This window comes from Kitasatospora misakiensis, assembly GCF_042656005.1.
GTDB lineage: Bacteria > Actinomycetota > Actinomycetes > Streptomycetales > Streptomycetaceae > Kitasatospora > Kitasatospora misakiensis.
Map to the genome: position 1 here is coordinate 14,580 of NZ_JBHSOF010000001.1, position 15,474 is coordinate 30,053.

Sequence of the window (15,474 nt, forward strand, 5' to 3'; positions counted from 1 at the left end):
GGGGTTCGACCTGTGCGGGGTTCGGCGGGCCTCAGTGGGCGCGCAACTGGTCGAGTACGTCGAAGAGTTCGTCGTCGGTGGCCGAGGCGAGGTCGGGTCGGTCGGCCTCGCCCCGGCCGTCGTCGTCGCCCCACCGGGAGAGGAGGTCCCGCAACCGGTGGGTGATCGCCGTCCGGGCCCGGTCGTCGTCCGTGAAGGGCGTCAGGAACGCCTCCAGCCGGTCGAGTTCGGCGAGTGCCGGGCCCACCTCCGTGGCCTGCTCGGCACCGAACCGTTCGCAGAGGTGGTCGGCCAGGGCCGTCGCGGTGGGGTGGTCGAAGACCAGGGTGCTGGGCAGTTGGAGGCCGGTGGCCGCCTCGAGCCGGTCCTGGAGTTCGAGGTTGGCGAGCGAGTCGAAGCCCAGGTCGACGAAGCCCTGGCCCGGGTCGATGGACTCGGGGGTGGACTCGGCCAGCACGATCGCCGCGTGGGTGCGGACGAGGTCGAGCAGGGCGCGCCGGCGTTCGGGCTCCGGCATCGCCCGCAGGCGCTGCGCGAAGTCGGTGGCCGGGTCCGCCGCCGGCGCGGCTGCCGGGTCCGCCGCCGGAACGGCTGCCGCCGCCGCGACGGTGGCCGGTTCCCGCAGCAGCGACGGGACCTGTCCCCGTTCGGCACGGCCCCGCACCGTTGCGAGGTCCAGCCGGACCGGGACGATCATCGACTCGTTGATCATCATACGGGCGGCGTCGAAGAGATCAAGTGCCTCCTCCGTGGAGAGTGCGCCGAACCCGCTCCGCTCCAACTTCGCAGCCTGCTGGCTGTTCAGACGCCCGGTCAGGCCACTGCGCTCGGCCCACATCCCCCACGCGAGGGAGAGGCCCGGCAGGCCCCGCGCGGCGCGGTGCTGGGCGAGGGCGTCGAGGAAGGCGTTCGCCGCGGCGTAGTTGGCCTGGCCGGCCGTGCCGAAGACGCCCGAGGCGGAGGAGAACAGGACGAAGGCGTCCAGTCCGAGGTCCCGGGTCAGCTCGTGCAGGTGCCAGGCCGCGTCCACCTTCGGCCGCAGGACGGCGGCGAGCCGCTCGGGGGTGAGCGCGGTCAGCAGGCCGTCGTCGGTCACGCCGGCCGCGTGCACCACGGCCGTCAGCGGGTGCTCTCCGGGTATCGAACGCAGCAGGCCGGCCAGGGCCGCACGGTCGGACGTGTCGCAGGCGGCGACGGTGACCTCGGCGCCCAGCGCGGTCAGCTCGGCGATCAGCTCGGCCGCGCCCGGCGTACCCTCCCCCCGCCGCCCGACCAGCAGCAGGTGCCGGGCACCGCGGGCGACCAGGTGCCGGGCGAGCAGCGAGCCGAGTGTGCCCGTGCCACCGGTGACCAGGACGGTCCCGTTCGGGTCGAGGGCGGGATCGAGGGCGGGGTCGAGGGCTGGGTCGATGGCGGGGCCGTCGCCGACGGGCCGTGCCACCTCCACCAGCCGCGGCGCCAGGACCTCGGACCGGCGCAGCGCCAGCTGCGGTTCCTCCGGGACGAGAAGCAGCGCGCGCGACAGCTCGGCCTCGGCGGGCTCCGCCTCGTCGAGGTCCAGGAGCCCGAAACGCCCGGGGTGCTCGGACAGGGCCGACCGCAGCAGCCCCCAGACCGCCGCCGGGGCCAGGTCGGGTGACGCGGTGTCGGCACCCACGGTCTGGGCGCCCCGGGTGACCACGACCAGCCGCGCGGCGGCGAACCGCGGCTCGGCGAGCCAGGAGCGCACCAGCTCCAGCGCGTCGGCGGTGGCCGCGTGGACGGCGGACGGCACGTCGCCGCCGGCCGGCAGGACGGGTGCGAGCACCACGTCCGGCACCGGCGTCCCGGCGGCGGCCAGGGCCGCGAGGTCCGGGTACTGGAGCGCGGAGGCGGCCGGCAGCCCGGCGCCCACCACCGCCGTCCGCAAGCCGGCGGACTCCGTGGCGGACTCCGTGGCGGACGACGGGGGCGGCGGCACCGGAGCCCACCGGACCCGCCACAGCAGGGGAGCGCCGGCCGCGTCAGCGGGCAGCGTCCGGGAGCGCAGGCTCGCGACCGACGCCACCGGGACACCCGCCGGGTCGGCCGCGTCGAGGGTCATCGCGTCCGGTCCGGCGGGCGCGAGCCGCACCCGCAGCGCGGTCGGGCCCGCTCCCCGGACGGAGACGCCGTGCCAGGCGAACGGGACCGCGACCGACCCGGCGGTCCGCGGCGCGGCGGCGGCGCCGGCCTGCAGCGCGGCGTCCAGCAGCGCCGGGTGGAGACCGTACCGTGCGGCGTCGGCCCGCTCCGCCTCGTCCAGCGCCACCTCGGCGAACACCTCCTCGCCGCGCCGCCAGAGCGCGCGCAGCCCGCGGAAGGCGGGACCGTAGTCGACGCCGAGGCCGGCGAAGCGGGCGTAGCACCCGTCGAGGTCGATCGGCTCGGCGCCGGGCGGCGGCCAGGAGACCAGGTCCGACGAGGACCGGGCCGGCTCCTCGGCGGACACCGTACCGGCGGCGTGGCGGATCCAGGGGGCGTCCTCGGGCGCGGCCGGGCGGGAGGAGAGCTCCACCGGGCGGCGGCCGGATCCGTCCGGCACGCCGACGGCCAGCCTGATCCGGACGCCGCCCTCCGGGGCGGTCTCCCGGCCGGGGAGTTCCAGCGGGGCGTGCAGGGTCAGCTCGTCCACGTGCGCACAGCCCGTCCGGGCGCCCGCCCAGCGGACCAGCTCGACGACCGCGGTGCCGGGCAGCAGCACCCGCCCGTGCACGGCGTGGTCGGCGAGCCAGGGCAGCTCGCCGGGCGACAGCCGTCCGGTGAACAGCAGACCTCCGTCGGCGGGGAGTTCCACCAGGGCCCGGAGCAGCGGATGGTCCGCCGGGACGAGGCCGGCCGCGGCCACGTCGAGGTCGGCCGGTCCGTCCTCCAGCCAGTAGCGGCGGCGCTGGAACGGGTAGGTCGGCAGGTCGACCGGGGGCGACCCGGCGGCCGGGAACGCCGCCGACCAGTCGGCCGGACCGCCGTGGACGTGCAGCTCGGCCAGCGCGGCGAGCAACTCGTCGGGGGCGCCGAGGGGCCCGGACGGGCCACCGAGGGGCGCGGCCGGGCCGCCGACCACCTGGACGTCGTTCCGGTCCGCGTCGGGCGTGACCAGGGCGGCCGGCTCGGGACCGAGGACGACGAACCGGGTGTGGCCGCGCTCCAGCAGCCCGCGCACCGCGTCGTCCGGATCGCCCGTCAGCAGCGGGACCTCGGCACCGGACGGGTCGAACGGCTCGCCGGACACCGCCGCACGCGCTCCCTCCACCAGGGAGAGCGCCCGCGCCACGCAGGCACCCGCGAGCGCGCCGCCGCCCGGCGCGACCACGGCGGCCGGTTCCACCCCGTGCCCCCGCCACCACTCGGCGAGGGCGACCAGCACGGCCCACCCCACCGCGCGGCCGACCTCCGGACGGGCCGGGTCGGGCGCGCCCGCGGCCCCGCGCAGGACCTCCGTGGCGGACCAGCCGGCGACCTCGACGAGCGCCGCGTCGCAGGCGGCCAGCCGCTCCGCGAACAGCGGCGAGGCGTCCAGCAGGCGCAGCACGCGGTCGGCCCGCTCCGCCGGCCGCTCCGGCAGCACGAACACCACCCGGGCGTCCCCCCGGGCGACGCCCCGGACCAGCCCCGGCCGCGGTTCGCCCGCCGCCAGCGCGGCCAGGCCCGCCCGGAACCCGGCCGGGTCCGCCCCCAGCAGGACGGCCCGGTGCTCGAAGGTCCCGCGGGTGCGCGCCAGCGCCGCGCCCACCTCGGTGGCGGACCAGTCGGAGTGCGCGTCCAGGTGCTCCAGCAGCCGCGCGGCCTGCGCGCGCAGCGCGGCCTCGGTCCGGCCGGAGAGCACCCACGGCACGGTCCCGGCCCGCGCGGGCTCCGGTGCCGAACCGGTCTGCTCCGGCTCGGCCTCCTCCTCGGCCTCCTCCAGGACGAGGTGCGCGTTGGTACCGCTCACCCCGAAGGACGACACCCCGGCCCGGCGCGGCTGCCCGGTCGCCGGCCACGGCCGGGCGGCGGTCAGCGGTGACACCGCGCCCGCCTCCCAGTCGACGTGCGGATTGGCCCCGTCGAGGTGCAGGGTGCGCGGCAGCACGCCGTGCCGCATCGCCATCACCATCTTGATCACGCCGGCCACACCCGCCGCCGCCTGGGGGTGACCGATGTTGGACTTCACCGAACCGAGCCAGAGCGGCTCCGCCCCGGACCGCGCCTGGCCGTACGTGGCGAGCAGCGCCTGGGCCTCGATCGGGTCGCCGAGCGTGGTCCCGGTGCCGTGCGCCTCCACCGCGTCCACGTCCCGCGCCGACAGCCCGGCGTTCTCCAGCGCCTGCCGGATCACCCGCTGCTGGGCGGGCCCGCTCGGCGCCGTCAGACCGCTGCTCGCGCCGTCCTGGTTGACCGCACTGCCCCGGATCACCCCGAGGACGCGCCGGCCGTGCCGCCGGGCGTCGGAGAGCCGCTCCAGCAGCAGCATCCCGACGCCCTCGCCCAGGGCGGTCCCGTCGGCCCGGGCCGAGAACGCCTTGCACCGCGCGTCGGGCGCGAGCCCCCGCTGACGGCTGAACTCGACCAGCGCCATCGGCGAGGCCATCACCGTCACACCGCCGGCGAGCGCCAGCGAGCACTCGCCGCCGCGCAGCGCCTGCGCGGCCTGGTGCAGCGCCACCAGGGACGAGGAGCAGGCCGTGTCGAGGGTGACGGCCGGGCCCTCCAGGCCGAAGGTGTACGCGACCCGGCCGGAGGCGACGCTGCCGGTGCTGCCGTTGCCGACGTAGCCCTCGAACTCGCCCGGCACCCGGCGCAGCCGCGAGGCGTAGTCCTGGTAGATCACCCCGGCGAAGACGCCGGTCCGGCTGCCGCGCAGGGACTCCGGGGCGATGCCCGCCCGCTCGAACGCCTCCCAGGAGGTTTCCAGCAGGAGCCGCTGCTGCGGGTCGGTGGCCAGCGCCTCGCGGGAGCTCATGCCGAAGAACGCCGGGTCGAACTCGGCCGCGTCGTGCAGGAACCCGCCCTCGCGGACGTACACCGAGCCGTGCCGGGCCGGGTCGGGGTCGTGCAGGCCGTCGGCCCAGCCGCGGTCGGACGGGAACGGCGAGATCGCGTCCCGCTCCTCGGCCACCACGCGCCACAGGTCCTCCGGGGAGGCGACCCCGCCGGGGTAGCGGCAGGCCATCCCGATGATCGCGATCGGCTCGCGGGCCCCCTCCTCGACCTCCTGAAGCCGTCGACGGGTCCTGCGCAGGTCGACGGTCAGCCGCTTGAGCGCGTCGACGACCTTCTCGCTACTCGTCATTCCGCTGTGCGCCTCTCTGGTTCAACGACGGGGCCGGCGGGGCCGGGCGGGCAGGGCTGGGGTGGGCGTGGTCAGGGGTTCCGCAGTTCGCTGTCGACGATGTCGAGGATCTCGTCGAGCGAGATGTCCGCGAACTCCTCGTCATCGGCGGGGAGTTCGGGTGCGGAGTCCGCCTGCGGCGCGTGCAGCTGCGCCGCCAGCCCGCGCAGCCGCGCGGCGAGCCGCTCCCGCTCGGCCGGGTCGGCGGGGGCCAGCTCGCGCAGGCCCGCCTCCAGGCCGTCGAGGTCGAGCGGGGCCGGTGAACCGGCCGCCCCGTCCCGCTGCCCGAGCAACGCGCCGAGGTGCTCGGCGACGGCGACCGGTGTCGGGTGGTCGAAGACCAGCGTCGCGGGCAGGCGCAGGCCGGTGGCCGTGGCCAGGCGGTTGCGCAGCTCCAGTCCGCGCAGCGAGTCGAACCCGGACACCATGAAGCCCCGCTCGATGCCGACCGCCTCCGGCGAGGCGTGGCCGAGCACCGCGGCCACCTGGGCCCGCACCAACTCCACCAGCGTGTGCGACCGTTCGGCGGCGGACAGGCCGTCGAGCGACAGGCCGGCCTCGGTGCCGGTGGACGCCTCGGGGCGGGCCGCGCGCCGCGGCGGCGCGCCGAGCAGGGTCCGCAGCAGCGGCAGGTCCCGCGTCGAGCCGCCCTCGCGGAGCGCGGGCAGGTCCAGCCGGACCGGGAGCACCAGCGGCTGCTCCTGGGCGAGCGCGGCGTCGAACAGCGCCAGACCGGCGGCCGTGGACATCGGCAGCACACCCGAGCGACGCATCCGTGCCCGGTCCGCCTCACTCAGGCCGCCGGTCATCGCGCTGGCCGCCGACCAGAGCCCCCACGCCATCGACACCCCGGGCAGGCCCAGCTCGCGGCGGTGGGCGGCCAGGCCGTCCAGGTAGGCGTTGGCGGCGGCGTAGTTGGCCTGTCCGGCGTTGCCGAGCAGCCCGCCCGCGGCCGAGAACAGCACGAACATCCTCGGCTTGGCGTTCAGGGTCAGCTCGTGCAGGTTCCAGGCGGCGTCCGCCTTCGGGCGCAGGACGGCCCTGGTCCGCTCCGGAGTGAGCGAGGCGAGCGTGCCGTCGTCCAGCACCCCGGCCGCGTGCACCACCCCGGTCAGCGGGTGGCGCGCCGGGACGGCCGCGAGCACCGCGGCCAGCGCCTCGCGGTCGGCCACGTCGCACGCGGCGATGGTCACCTCGGCGCCCGACTCGGCCAGGGAGTGGGCGAGTTCGGCGGCTCCGGGTGCCTGTCGGCCCTGTCGGCCGACCAGCAGCAGGTGCCGGACGCCGTACGTGTCGACCAGGTGCCGGGCGACGAGCGCGCCCAGCGTGCCGGTCCCGCCGGTGATCAGCACCGTGCCCTCCGGGTCGAGGGCGGTGGCGGCGAAACCGTCGGCCGGGTGCAGCCGCGCCAGCCGGGGCACCAGCACCCGCCCGGCCCGGACGGCGTACTGCGGCTCGGCGCCGTCCAACAGGGCTGAGACCACGGCCGGGAGCGCGTCCCGGTCGTCGCCCGCGGGGCCGTCGAGGTCCACCAGGACGAACCGGCCCGGGTGCTCGGCCTGCGCCGACCGCACCGCGCCCCAGACCGCGGCCGCCGCCAGGTCGGTCGGGGCGGTCCGGCCCGCGGCGTCGACGGCGCCGGCGGTCACCAGCACCAGCCTGGCCGTGCCGAAGCGCTCGTCGGCCACCCAGGCCTGGAGCAGGGACAGCGCCCGCTGCACCGCCCTCCCGGCCGCGTCCGCGGACAGCGTGTCCGCGCCGGGCTCCGCCGTCCAGGGGAGCACGACGGCCTCGGGCACCGGCGTGCCGGCGCCGATCGCGTCGGCGAGGGCGGCGAGGTCCGGATAGACGTCCCCGCCGAACGCGTCGGAGCCGAGCACCGCGTGGCGGACCGCGCCACCCGCCGTACGGGCGGCCGGCTCCTGCCACGCCAGCTGGAACAGCGAGTCGGCGCCGGAGCGGCCGGCGGCGGAGCCGAGCTGCGCCCGGGAGACCGGCCGGACGGCGAGGGAGTCGACCGTGGCGACCGGCAGACCGGTCTGGTCGGCCACCGCCAGCGACAGCTCGTCCGGGCCGGTGGGAGTCAGCCGCACCCGCAGCGCGGTCGCGCCGGCGGCGTGCAGGGTGACACCGGTCCACGCGAACGGCAGCCGCACCTGCTCCGCGCCGTCGATCAGCGTGGTGTGCAGGGCCGCGTCCAGCAGGGCGGGGTGCAGACCGAACTGCGCGGCCGCGTCGTGCTGCTCGCGCGGCAGCCGCACCTCGGCGTACACCTCCCCGCCGAGCCGCCAGGCGGCGCGCAGCCCCTGGAACGCCGGCCCGTACCCGAGCCCGTCCTCGGCGAGCCGCTGGTAGAGGCCGTCGAGTTCGACCGGCTCGGCCCCGACCGGCGGCCAGACCGGGCCGGACGCCCAACCCGCGGTCGGCTCGGCCGGCGAGGCGGTGCCGGTCGCGTGCAGCGTCCAGGCGTCGCCGGCCTCCGGGCTGTCGGCGGCGGAGTGGACGGTGAGGGTGCGACGCCCGGTGGCGTCCGCCGCGCCGATGCGGACCTGGACGCGGACGGCGTGCTGGTCGGGGAGGACGAGCGGCGCCTGGAGGGTGAGCTCCTCGACGTGCTGGCAGCCGAGCCGGCGGCCGGCGTGCAGGGCGAGCTCGACGAGGGCGGTGCCGGGGGCGAGCACGGTGTCCCAGACGGCGTGGTCGGCGAGCCAGGGGTGCGTGGCGGCGGAGAGCCGACCGGTGAGGAGCATGCCCTCGTCGTCCGGCAGCGGGACGGCCGCCGCGAGCAGCGGGTGCTCCGCGGAGTCGAGTCCGGCGGTGCGGGGGTTCGCCGTCGTGGGCGCGGTCAGCCAGAAGCGTTCGCGCTGGAAGGGGTAGGTGGGGAGGTCGGGGTGGGTGCCGGGGGTGAGGAAGGGGGTCCAGTCGACGGGGTGGCCGTGGGCGTGGAGGTGGGCGAGGGAGGTGAGGAGGCGGGTCCAGTTTCCTTCGCCTCGGCGGAGGGTGCCGGTGACGAGGGCTTGGGTGTCGAGGGTTTCCTCGATGGCGGGGGTGAGGACGGGGTGGGGGCTGATCTCGATGTAGGTGGTGTGGCCGCTGTGGTGGGCGGTCTGGAGGGCTTGGGTGAGGAGGACGGGTTGGCGCAGGTTGGTGTACCAGTAGTCCGTGGTGAGGGTGGTGGTGTCGTGTCGGTTGCCGGTGACGGTGGAGTAGAGGGGGATGCTGGCTTCGGTTGGGGTGATGTCGGCGAGTTGTTGGGCGAGGTGGTCGCGGATGGCTTCGACGTGGTGGGTGTGGGAGGCGTAGTCGACGTCGATGCGGCGGGCGCGGATCTCCGACTCTTCGCAGTGGGTGAGTAGCTCTTGGATGGCGGTGGCGTCGCCGGCGATGACGGTGCTGGTGGGGCCGTTGTGGGCGGCGATGGTGAGTCGGCCGTCCCAGCGGCTCAGTAGTTCGGCGGTCTCGTCGGAGGACAGGGGGATGGAGGCCATTCCGCCCTTGCCGGCGATGGCGAGGATGGCCTGGCTGCGGAGGGCGGCGATGCGGGCGCCGTCTTGGAGGGTGAGGGCTCCGGCGACGGTGGCGGCGGCGATCTCGCCCTGGGAGTGGCCGATGACGGCGGCGGGCTGGACGCCCAGGGACTGCCAGACCTCGGCCAGGGAGACCATGACGGCGAACAACGTGGGCTGGACGACGTCGACACGCCCGAGGTCGACGGTGCCGCGCAGGGCGTCGGTCAGCGACCAGTCGACGTACGGGGCGAGTGCGGCCTGGCAGCGGGCGATGGAGGCCGTGAACACGGGTGAGGTGTCGAGGAGTTCGGCGCCCATGCCGATCCACTGCGACCCCTGGCCGGGGAACACGAACACCGGACGCTCGGCCGTGCCGCTGCCGGTGGGGGCGGTGCCGTCGGCGATGGCGGTCAGGGAGTTCAGCAGTTCCTCGCGGCTCTGCCCCAGGGCGACGGCCCGGTGGTCCAGTCGGGCTCGTCCGGTGAGCAGGGTGTGGCCGACAGCCCGCAGGTCCGTGTCGGGGTGGTCCTGGAGGAAGGCGGCCAACTGTCCCGCCCGCGCGCGCAGCGCCTGCTCGTCCCGGGCGGAGAGCACCCAAGGCACCACGGGGAAAGACGAGTCGGCCGCGGAGCCCTCCGGCGAAGCGGCGGGGGCCTCCTCCAGGATGACGTGCGCGTTCGTCCCGCTGATCCCGAAGGCGGAGACACCCGCCCGTCGCGGGTGCCCGTCCTCCCGGGGCCACTCCCGTGCCTCGGTGAGCACTTCGACCGCGCCGGAGGACCAGTCCACGTGGGAGGTGGGTTCGCTGACGTGCAGGGTGCGCGGCAGCACGCCGTGCCGCATCGCCAGCACCATCTTGATGACCCCCGCTACGCCCGCCGCGGCCTGGGTGTGGCCGATGTTGGACTTCAACGAGCCCAGCAGCAGCGGACGTTCGGCGGGCCGCTGCTGTCCGTAGGTGGCGATCAGGGCCTGGGCCTCGATCGGGTCGCCGAGCCGGGTGCCGGTGCCGTGGGCCTCCACCGCGTCCACATCGGCGGCGGTGAGCCGGGCGTCCGCGAGCGCGGCCCGGATCACCCGCTGCTGCGACGGGCCGTTCGGCGCGGCCAGCCCGTTGGAGGCGCCGTCCTGGTTGAGCGCGGAGCCGCGGACCACGGCGAGCACCGGGTGGCCGAGCCGCCGGGCGTCGGAGAGCCGCTCGACCAGCACCACGCCGACCCCCTCGGAGAGGCCGAACCCGTCGGCATCCTCGGAGAACGCCTTGCACCGGCCGGTCTCGGACAGCGCGCCCATGCGGCTGAAACCGATGAACGAGTCGGGGGTCGGCATCACCACCGCACCACCCGCGATCGCCATCGAGCACTCGCCGGCCCGCAGGGCCCGGGTGGCCAGGTGCAGCGCGACCAGGGAGGACGAGCACGCGGTGTCGACGGTGATGGCCGGCCCCTCCAGGCCGAACGCGTAGGCCAGCCGGCCCGAGATGACGCTGGTGACGCTGCCGGTGATGACGTAGTCCTCGATGGCGGCCGACGCATCGGCCGAACGGACGCCGTATCCGTGCTGCATGGCACCGACGAAGGCGCCGGTCCGGCTGCCGCGCAGGGCCGTCAGGTCGATGCCGGCCCGCTCGAACGCCTCCCAGGAGGCCTCCAGCAGCAGCCGCTGCTGCGGGTCCATCGCCAGCGCCTCGCGCGGGCTGATCCCGAAGAACCCGGCGTCGAAGCCGTCCACGTCCCGGACGAAGCCGCCCTGCTGGCCGGCCACCGCGTCGAGGTCCCAACCGCGGTCGGTGGGCAGGTCGGAGACGACGTCGACGTCCGTGCTGAGCAGCTGCCAGAGCTCCTCCGGTGTCGTCACACCACCGGGGAAGCGGCACGCCATGCCGACGATCGCGATCGCCTCGTCGTCGTCCGCCGCGGCGGTCGGTCCGGCCGGGGCGGCGACCTCCGCCGCCCCCAACTCCAGGACATCGCGGCGTAGTTGGGCGGCGAGCGCGGTCGGCGTCGGGTAGTCGAAGGCCAGCGTCGCCGGGAGGCGCAGGCCGGTGGCGGACGCCAGCCGGTTGCGCAGCTCGACCGAGGTCAGTGACTCGAACCCCAGTTCCTTGAAGGCCCGGTCGGGCCGGATGCCGTCCGCGCTGCTGTGTCCCAGCACCGCGACGGCGTGCGTGGTGACGAGCTCGGTGAGCAGGCGGAGCTGCTCCGGCTCGGAGAGCTCCGCCAGCGACTGCCGGAGCTCGGAGCCGGAGCCGGCCGACCCGGCCGCCGTCTCGGCGGAGGACGCCAACAGGGTGCGCACCTCGGGGAGTTCGGCGAGCAGCGGACTCGGCCGTATCGCGGTGAACAGCGGGACGAAGCGCTGCCAGTCGATCTCGGCCACCGCGACGAAGGTGTCGTCGTGGTCCAGCGCCTGCTGCAGGGCGGCGACCGCCAGCTCGGGGGCCATCAGCGGCAGGCCCTGTCCGAGCACGCGTCGACGGGTGCGTTCGACGTCCAGGTCGCCGAGGTTCTTCCAGGTGTTGACGGCGTCCTCCCAGACGCCCCAGGCGACCGAAAGCATCGGCAGGCCGCCCGCGCGGCCCTGCTCGGCCAGCGCGTCGAGTGCCGCGTTGGCGGCCGCGTAGGCGGCGTGGTCACCGCTGCCCCAGAAGCCGGCGATCGAGGAGAACAGCACGAAGGCGTCGAGCTGGTCCGGATCGAGCAGCTCGGCCAGGTGCCGGGCACCGTCCACCTTGGCGGCCAGCACCTGGTCGAAGCTCTCCAGGGTGGTGTCGGCGACGGACGTCAGGTCGATGAACGCGGCCGTGTGCAGGACGGCCCGCACCGTGTGGCCGTCCGCCCGGAGCCGGTCGAGCAGCCCGGCCACCGCCGCGCGGTCGGCCACGTCGCACGCGGCCAGGGTGACGGCCACGCCCCGTGCGTCCAACTCGGCGGCCAGGTCCGCGGCACCCGGGGCGTCCGGGCCCGAACGGCTGGCCAGCACGAGGTGCTCGGCGCCGTGGTCGGCCAGCCAGCGGGCGAGCCGGGGGCCGAGGCTCCCGGTGCCGCCGGTGACCAGCACCGTGCCCCTCGGACGCCAGCCCCGGGCGGGCTTGGCGTCGCCGAGCGGCGCATGGACCATCCGCCGCGCGAACAGTCCGGCCGGACGGACGGCCACCTGGTCCTCGTCGGAGGATCCCGAGAGCACCCGGGCCAGCTGACCGAGCGCCCGCTCGTCGGGCTCCTCGGGCAGGTCGACCAGTCCGCCCCAGAGCTGCGACTGCTCCAGTGCGAAGACCCGGCCGATTCCCCACAGTTGGGCCTGCACCGGATCCGCCGGGGCGTCGGACGGTCCGGCGGACACGCCGCCGCGGGTGGCGCACCACAGCGGCGCCCGGAGGCCGAGGTCGGCCAGCGCCTGGACCAGCGCCAGGGTCAGGGCGAGGCCGCTCGTCACGGTGCTCTTCCCGGGGTGGCGACGGGCGTCAAGGCCGAGGAAGGACAACAGGCCGGCCGGGCCGGACTCGTCGTCGCCGAGCGCCTCGCGCACCTTGGCGGCCAGGACGTCGCGGTCCGCATCGGCCTCACCCGCCTCCAGGAGTACGGGCCGGGCGCCGCGCAGGCCGAGGAGGCGGACGGCCTCGGTGACCCAGGCGTCCTCGGCGTGGCCCGTGGGGACGACGACCAGCCAGGTACCGGAGAGGGCGGACGCGGCGGCCCCGGGCACGGGCTTCCAGGCGATCCGGTACCGCCAGTCGTCCACCGCCGAGCGGTCGCGGCTCTGCCGGTGCCACGAGGAGAGCGCGGGCAACAGGACGCTCAGCGACCGTCGTTGCTCGTCGTCCTCCACCTGCAGCGTCGCGGCCACGGCTGCGACGTCCTGCTCCTCGACGGCCTCCCAGAAGCCCGCGTCCAGCGTGCTGTACCCCGCCGGGGAGGCGGAGGCGGCGGCGGTGTCCTCGATCCAGAGGTGCTGGTGCTGGAAGGGGTAGGTGGGGAGGTCGGGGTGGGTGCCGGGGGTGAGGAACGGGGTCCAGTCGACGGGGTGGCCGTGGGCGTGGAGGTGGGCGAGGGAGGTGAGGAGGCGGGTCCAGTTTCCTTCGCCTCGGCGGAGGGTGCCGGTGGTGAGGGCGGGGTGGTCGGTGGTGTCGGCGGTGTCCTGGACGGCTGTGGTGAGGACGGGGTGGGGGCTTGCTTCGATGAAGGCGTGGTGGCCGTCGGTGAGGGCGGCGTGGATGGCGTCGGTGAACCGGACGGGCTGGCGGAGGTTGGTGTACCAGTAGTCCGTGGTGAGGGTGGTGGTGTCGAGTCGGTTGCCGGTGACGCTGGAGTAGAGGGGGACGGTGGCTTCCGTCGGGGTGATGCCGGCGAGTTGTTGGGCGAGGTGGTCGCGGATGGCTTCGATGTGGTGGGTGTGGGAGGCGTAGTCGACGTCGATGCGGCGGGCGCGGATCTGCGACTCTTCGCAGTGGGTGAGGAGTTGGTCGAGGGCGTCGCGGTCGCCGGCGATGACGGTGGAGGTGGGGCCGTTGTGGGCGGCGATGGCGAGTCGGCCGTCCCAGCGGCTCAGGAGTTCGGCCGTGTCGTCGGAGGGCAGCGGGATCGAGGCCATTCCACCCTGGCCGGCGATGGCGAGGATGGCCTGGCTGCGGAGGGCGGCGATGCGGGCGCCGTCGTCGAGGGTGAGGGCTCCGGCGACGGTGGCGGCGGCGATCTCGCCCTGCGAGTGGCCGATGACGGCGGCGGGCTGGACACCGAGGGACTGCCAGACCTCGGCCAGGGAGACCATGACCGCGAAGAGGGTGGGCTGGACGACGTCGACGCGCCCGAGGTCGACGGCGCCGCGCAGGGCATCGGTCAGCGACCAGTCGACGTACGGGGCGAGCGCGCTCTGGCAGCGGGCAATCGATGCGGCGAAGACCTCAGAGGTGTCAAGGAGTTCGGCGCCCATGCCGATCCACTGCGAGCCCTGCCCGGGGAACACGAACACCGGACGCTCGATCGTGCCGGTGCCGGGTGCGGTGGTCCCGTCGGCGATGGCGGTCAGGGAGTTCAGCAACTCCCCGTGGTTCTGCCCCAGGGCGACGGCCCGGTGCGCCAGCGGGGCTCGTCCGGTGAGCAGGGTGTGGCCGATGGCCCGCAGGTCCGTGTCGGGGTGGTCCTGGAGGAAGGCGGCCAGCTGTCCCGCCTGCGCGCGCAGGGCGTTGTCGTCCCGGGCGGAGAGCACCCAAGGCACCACCGGGAAAGGCGAGTCGGCCGCAGGAGCCTCCTCGGCCGCGGAACCCTCCGGCGAAGCGGCGGGGGCCTCCTCCAGGATGACGTGCGCGTTCGTCCCACTGATCCCGAACGAGGACACGGCGGCCCGCCGGGCCCGCTCGCCGGCCGGCCACGGGCGCTCCTCGGTGAGCAGCTCGACCGCACCGGAGGACCAGTCCACATGCGGGGTGGGCTCGTCGACGTGCAGGGTGCGCGGCAGCACACCGTGCCGCATCGCCATCACCATCTTGATCACGCCGCCGACCCCGGCCGCCGCCTGCGCGTGGCCGATGTTGGACTTCAACGAGCCCAGCAGCAGCGGCCGTTCGGCCGGCCGCTCCTTGCCGTAGGTGGCGAGCAGCGCCTGGGCCTCGATCGGGTCACCGAGCCGGGTGCCGGTGCCGTGCGCCTCCACCGCGTCCACGTCGGCGGCGGTGAGCCGGGCGTTCTTCAACGCGTCCCGGATCGCCCGCTGCTGGGCGGGCCCGTTGGGGGCGGAGAACCCGCTGCTGCTTCCGTCCTGGTTGACGGCCGAGCCGCGCACCACCGCGAGGACCTGGTGACCGTTGCGCCGGGCGTCGGAGAGCCGCTCCAGCAGCAGGACGCCGACGCCCTCCGCCCAGCCGGTGCCGTCCGCGCCGGCCGCGAAGGCCCGGCAGCGCCCGTCGGGGGACAGGGCCCGCTGACGGCTGAACTCGACGAAGCCGCCGGGCCCGGTCATCACGGTGACGCCGCCGACGAGGGCCATCGTGCACTCCCCGTTGCGCAGCGCCTGCCCGGCGAGGTGCAGGGCGACCAGCGAGGAGGAGCACGCCGTGTCCACCGTGATCGCCGGCCCCTCCAGGCCCAGCGTGTAGGCCACCCGCCCGGACACCACGCTGCCCAGGCTGCCCGTCATCAGGTAGCCCTCAAGGTCGTCGGGGGTCTCGCGCAGCCGCGCGGCGTAGTCCTGGTGCATCACGCCGGCGAACACGCCGGTCCGGCTGCCACGGACGGAGACGGGGTCGATGCCGGCCCGCTCGAAGGCCTCCCAGGAGGTCTCCAGCAGCAGCCGCTGCTGCGGGTGCATGGCGAGCGCCTCGCGCGGGCTGATCCCGAAGAAGTCCGGGTCGAAGAGCGCGGCCTCGTGCAGGAAGCCGCCGGCCCGGGCGTACGTCTTGCCGACCGCCTCGGGGTCGGCGTCGTAGAGCGCGTCCAGGTCCCAGCCGCGGTCCTCCGGGAAGGCGGAGACGGCGTCGCCGCCGCTCGCGACCAGCTGCCAGAGGCCCTCGGGTGACGTGACACCCCCCGGGTAGCGGCAGGCCATGCCGACGATGGCGATCGGGTCGGAGACCGCGGCGGTCAGCTTCCGGTTCTGCTGCCGCAGCAGCTCGGCCTCCTTGAGGGAGGCTCGCAGCGCCTT

Annotated in this window: 2 protein-coding genes; both read right to left on the reverse strand. The window is 75.7% G+C overall.

Annotated elements, in window-relative coordinates:
* Positions 1-31: 31 nt before the first annotated feature.
* Positions 32-5,290: a type I polyketide synthase gene (locus ACFP3U_RS00020; protein ID WP_380222914.1), complete on the reverse strand. Its 5,259-nt coding sequence runs from the start codon at positions 5,288-5,290 to the stop codon at positions 32-34.
* Between the two features lie 71 nt (positions 5,291-5,361).
* Positions 5,362-15,468 (reverse strand): type I polyketide synthase, encoded by a 10,107-nt coding sequence (locus ACFP3U_RS00025; protein WP_465261951.1) that lies wholly within the window; start codon positions 15,466-15,468, stop codon positions 5,362-5,364.
* Positions 15,469-15,474: the final 6 nt, after the last annotated feature.

Coding starts and splice junctions, on each gene's coding strand:
- ACFP3U_RS00020 (WP_380222914.1), bottom strand. CDS start 5,290: ATGACGAGTAGCGAGAAGGTCGTCGACGCGCTCAAGCGGCTGACCGTC.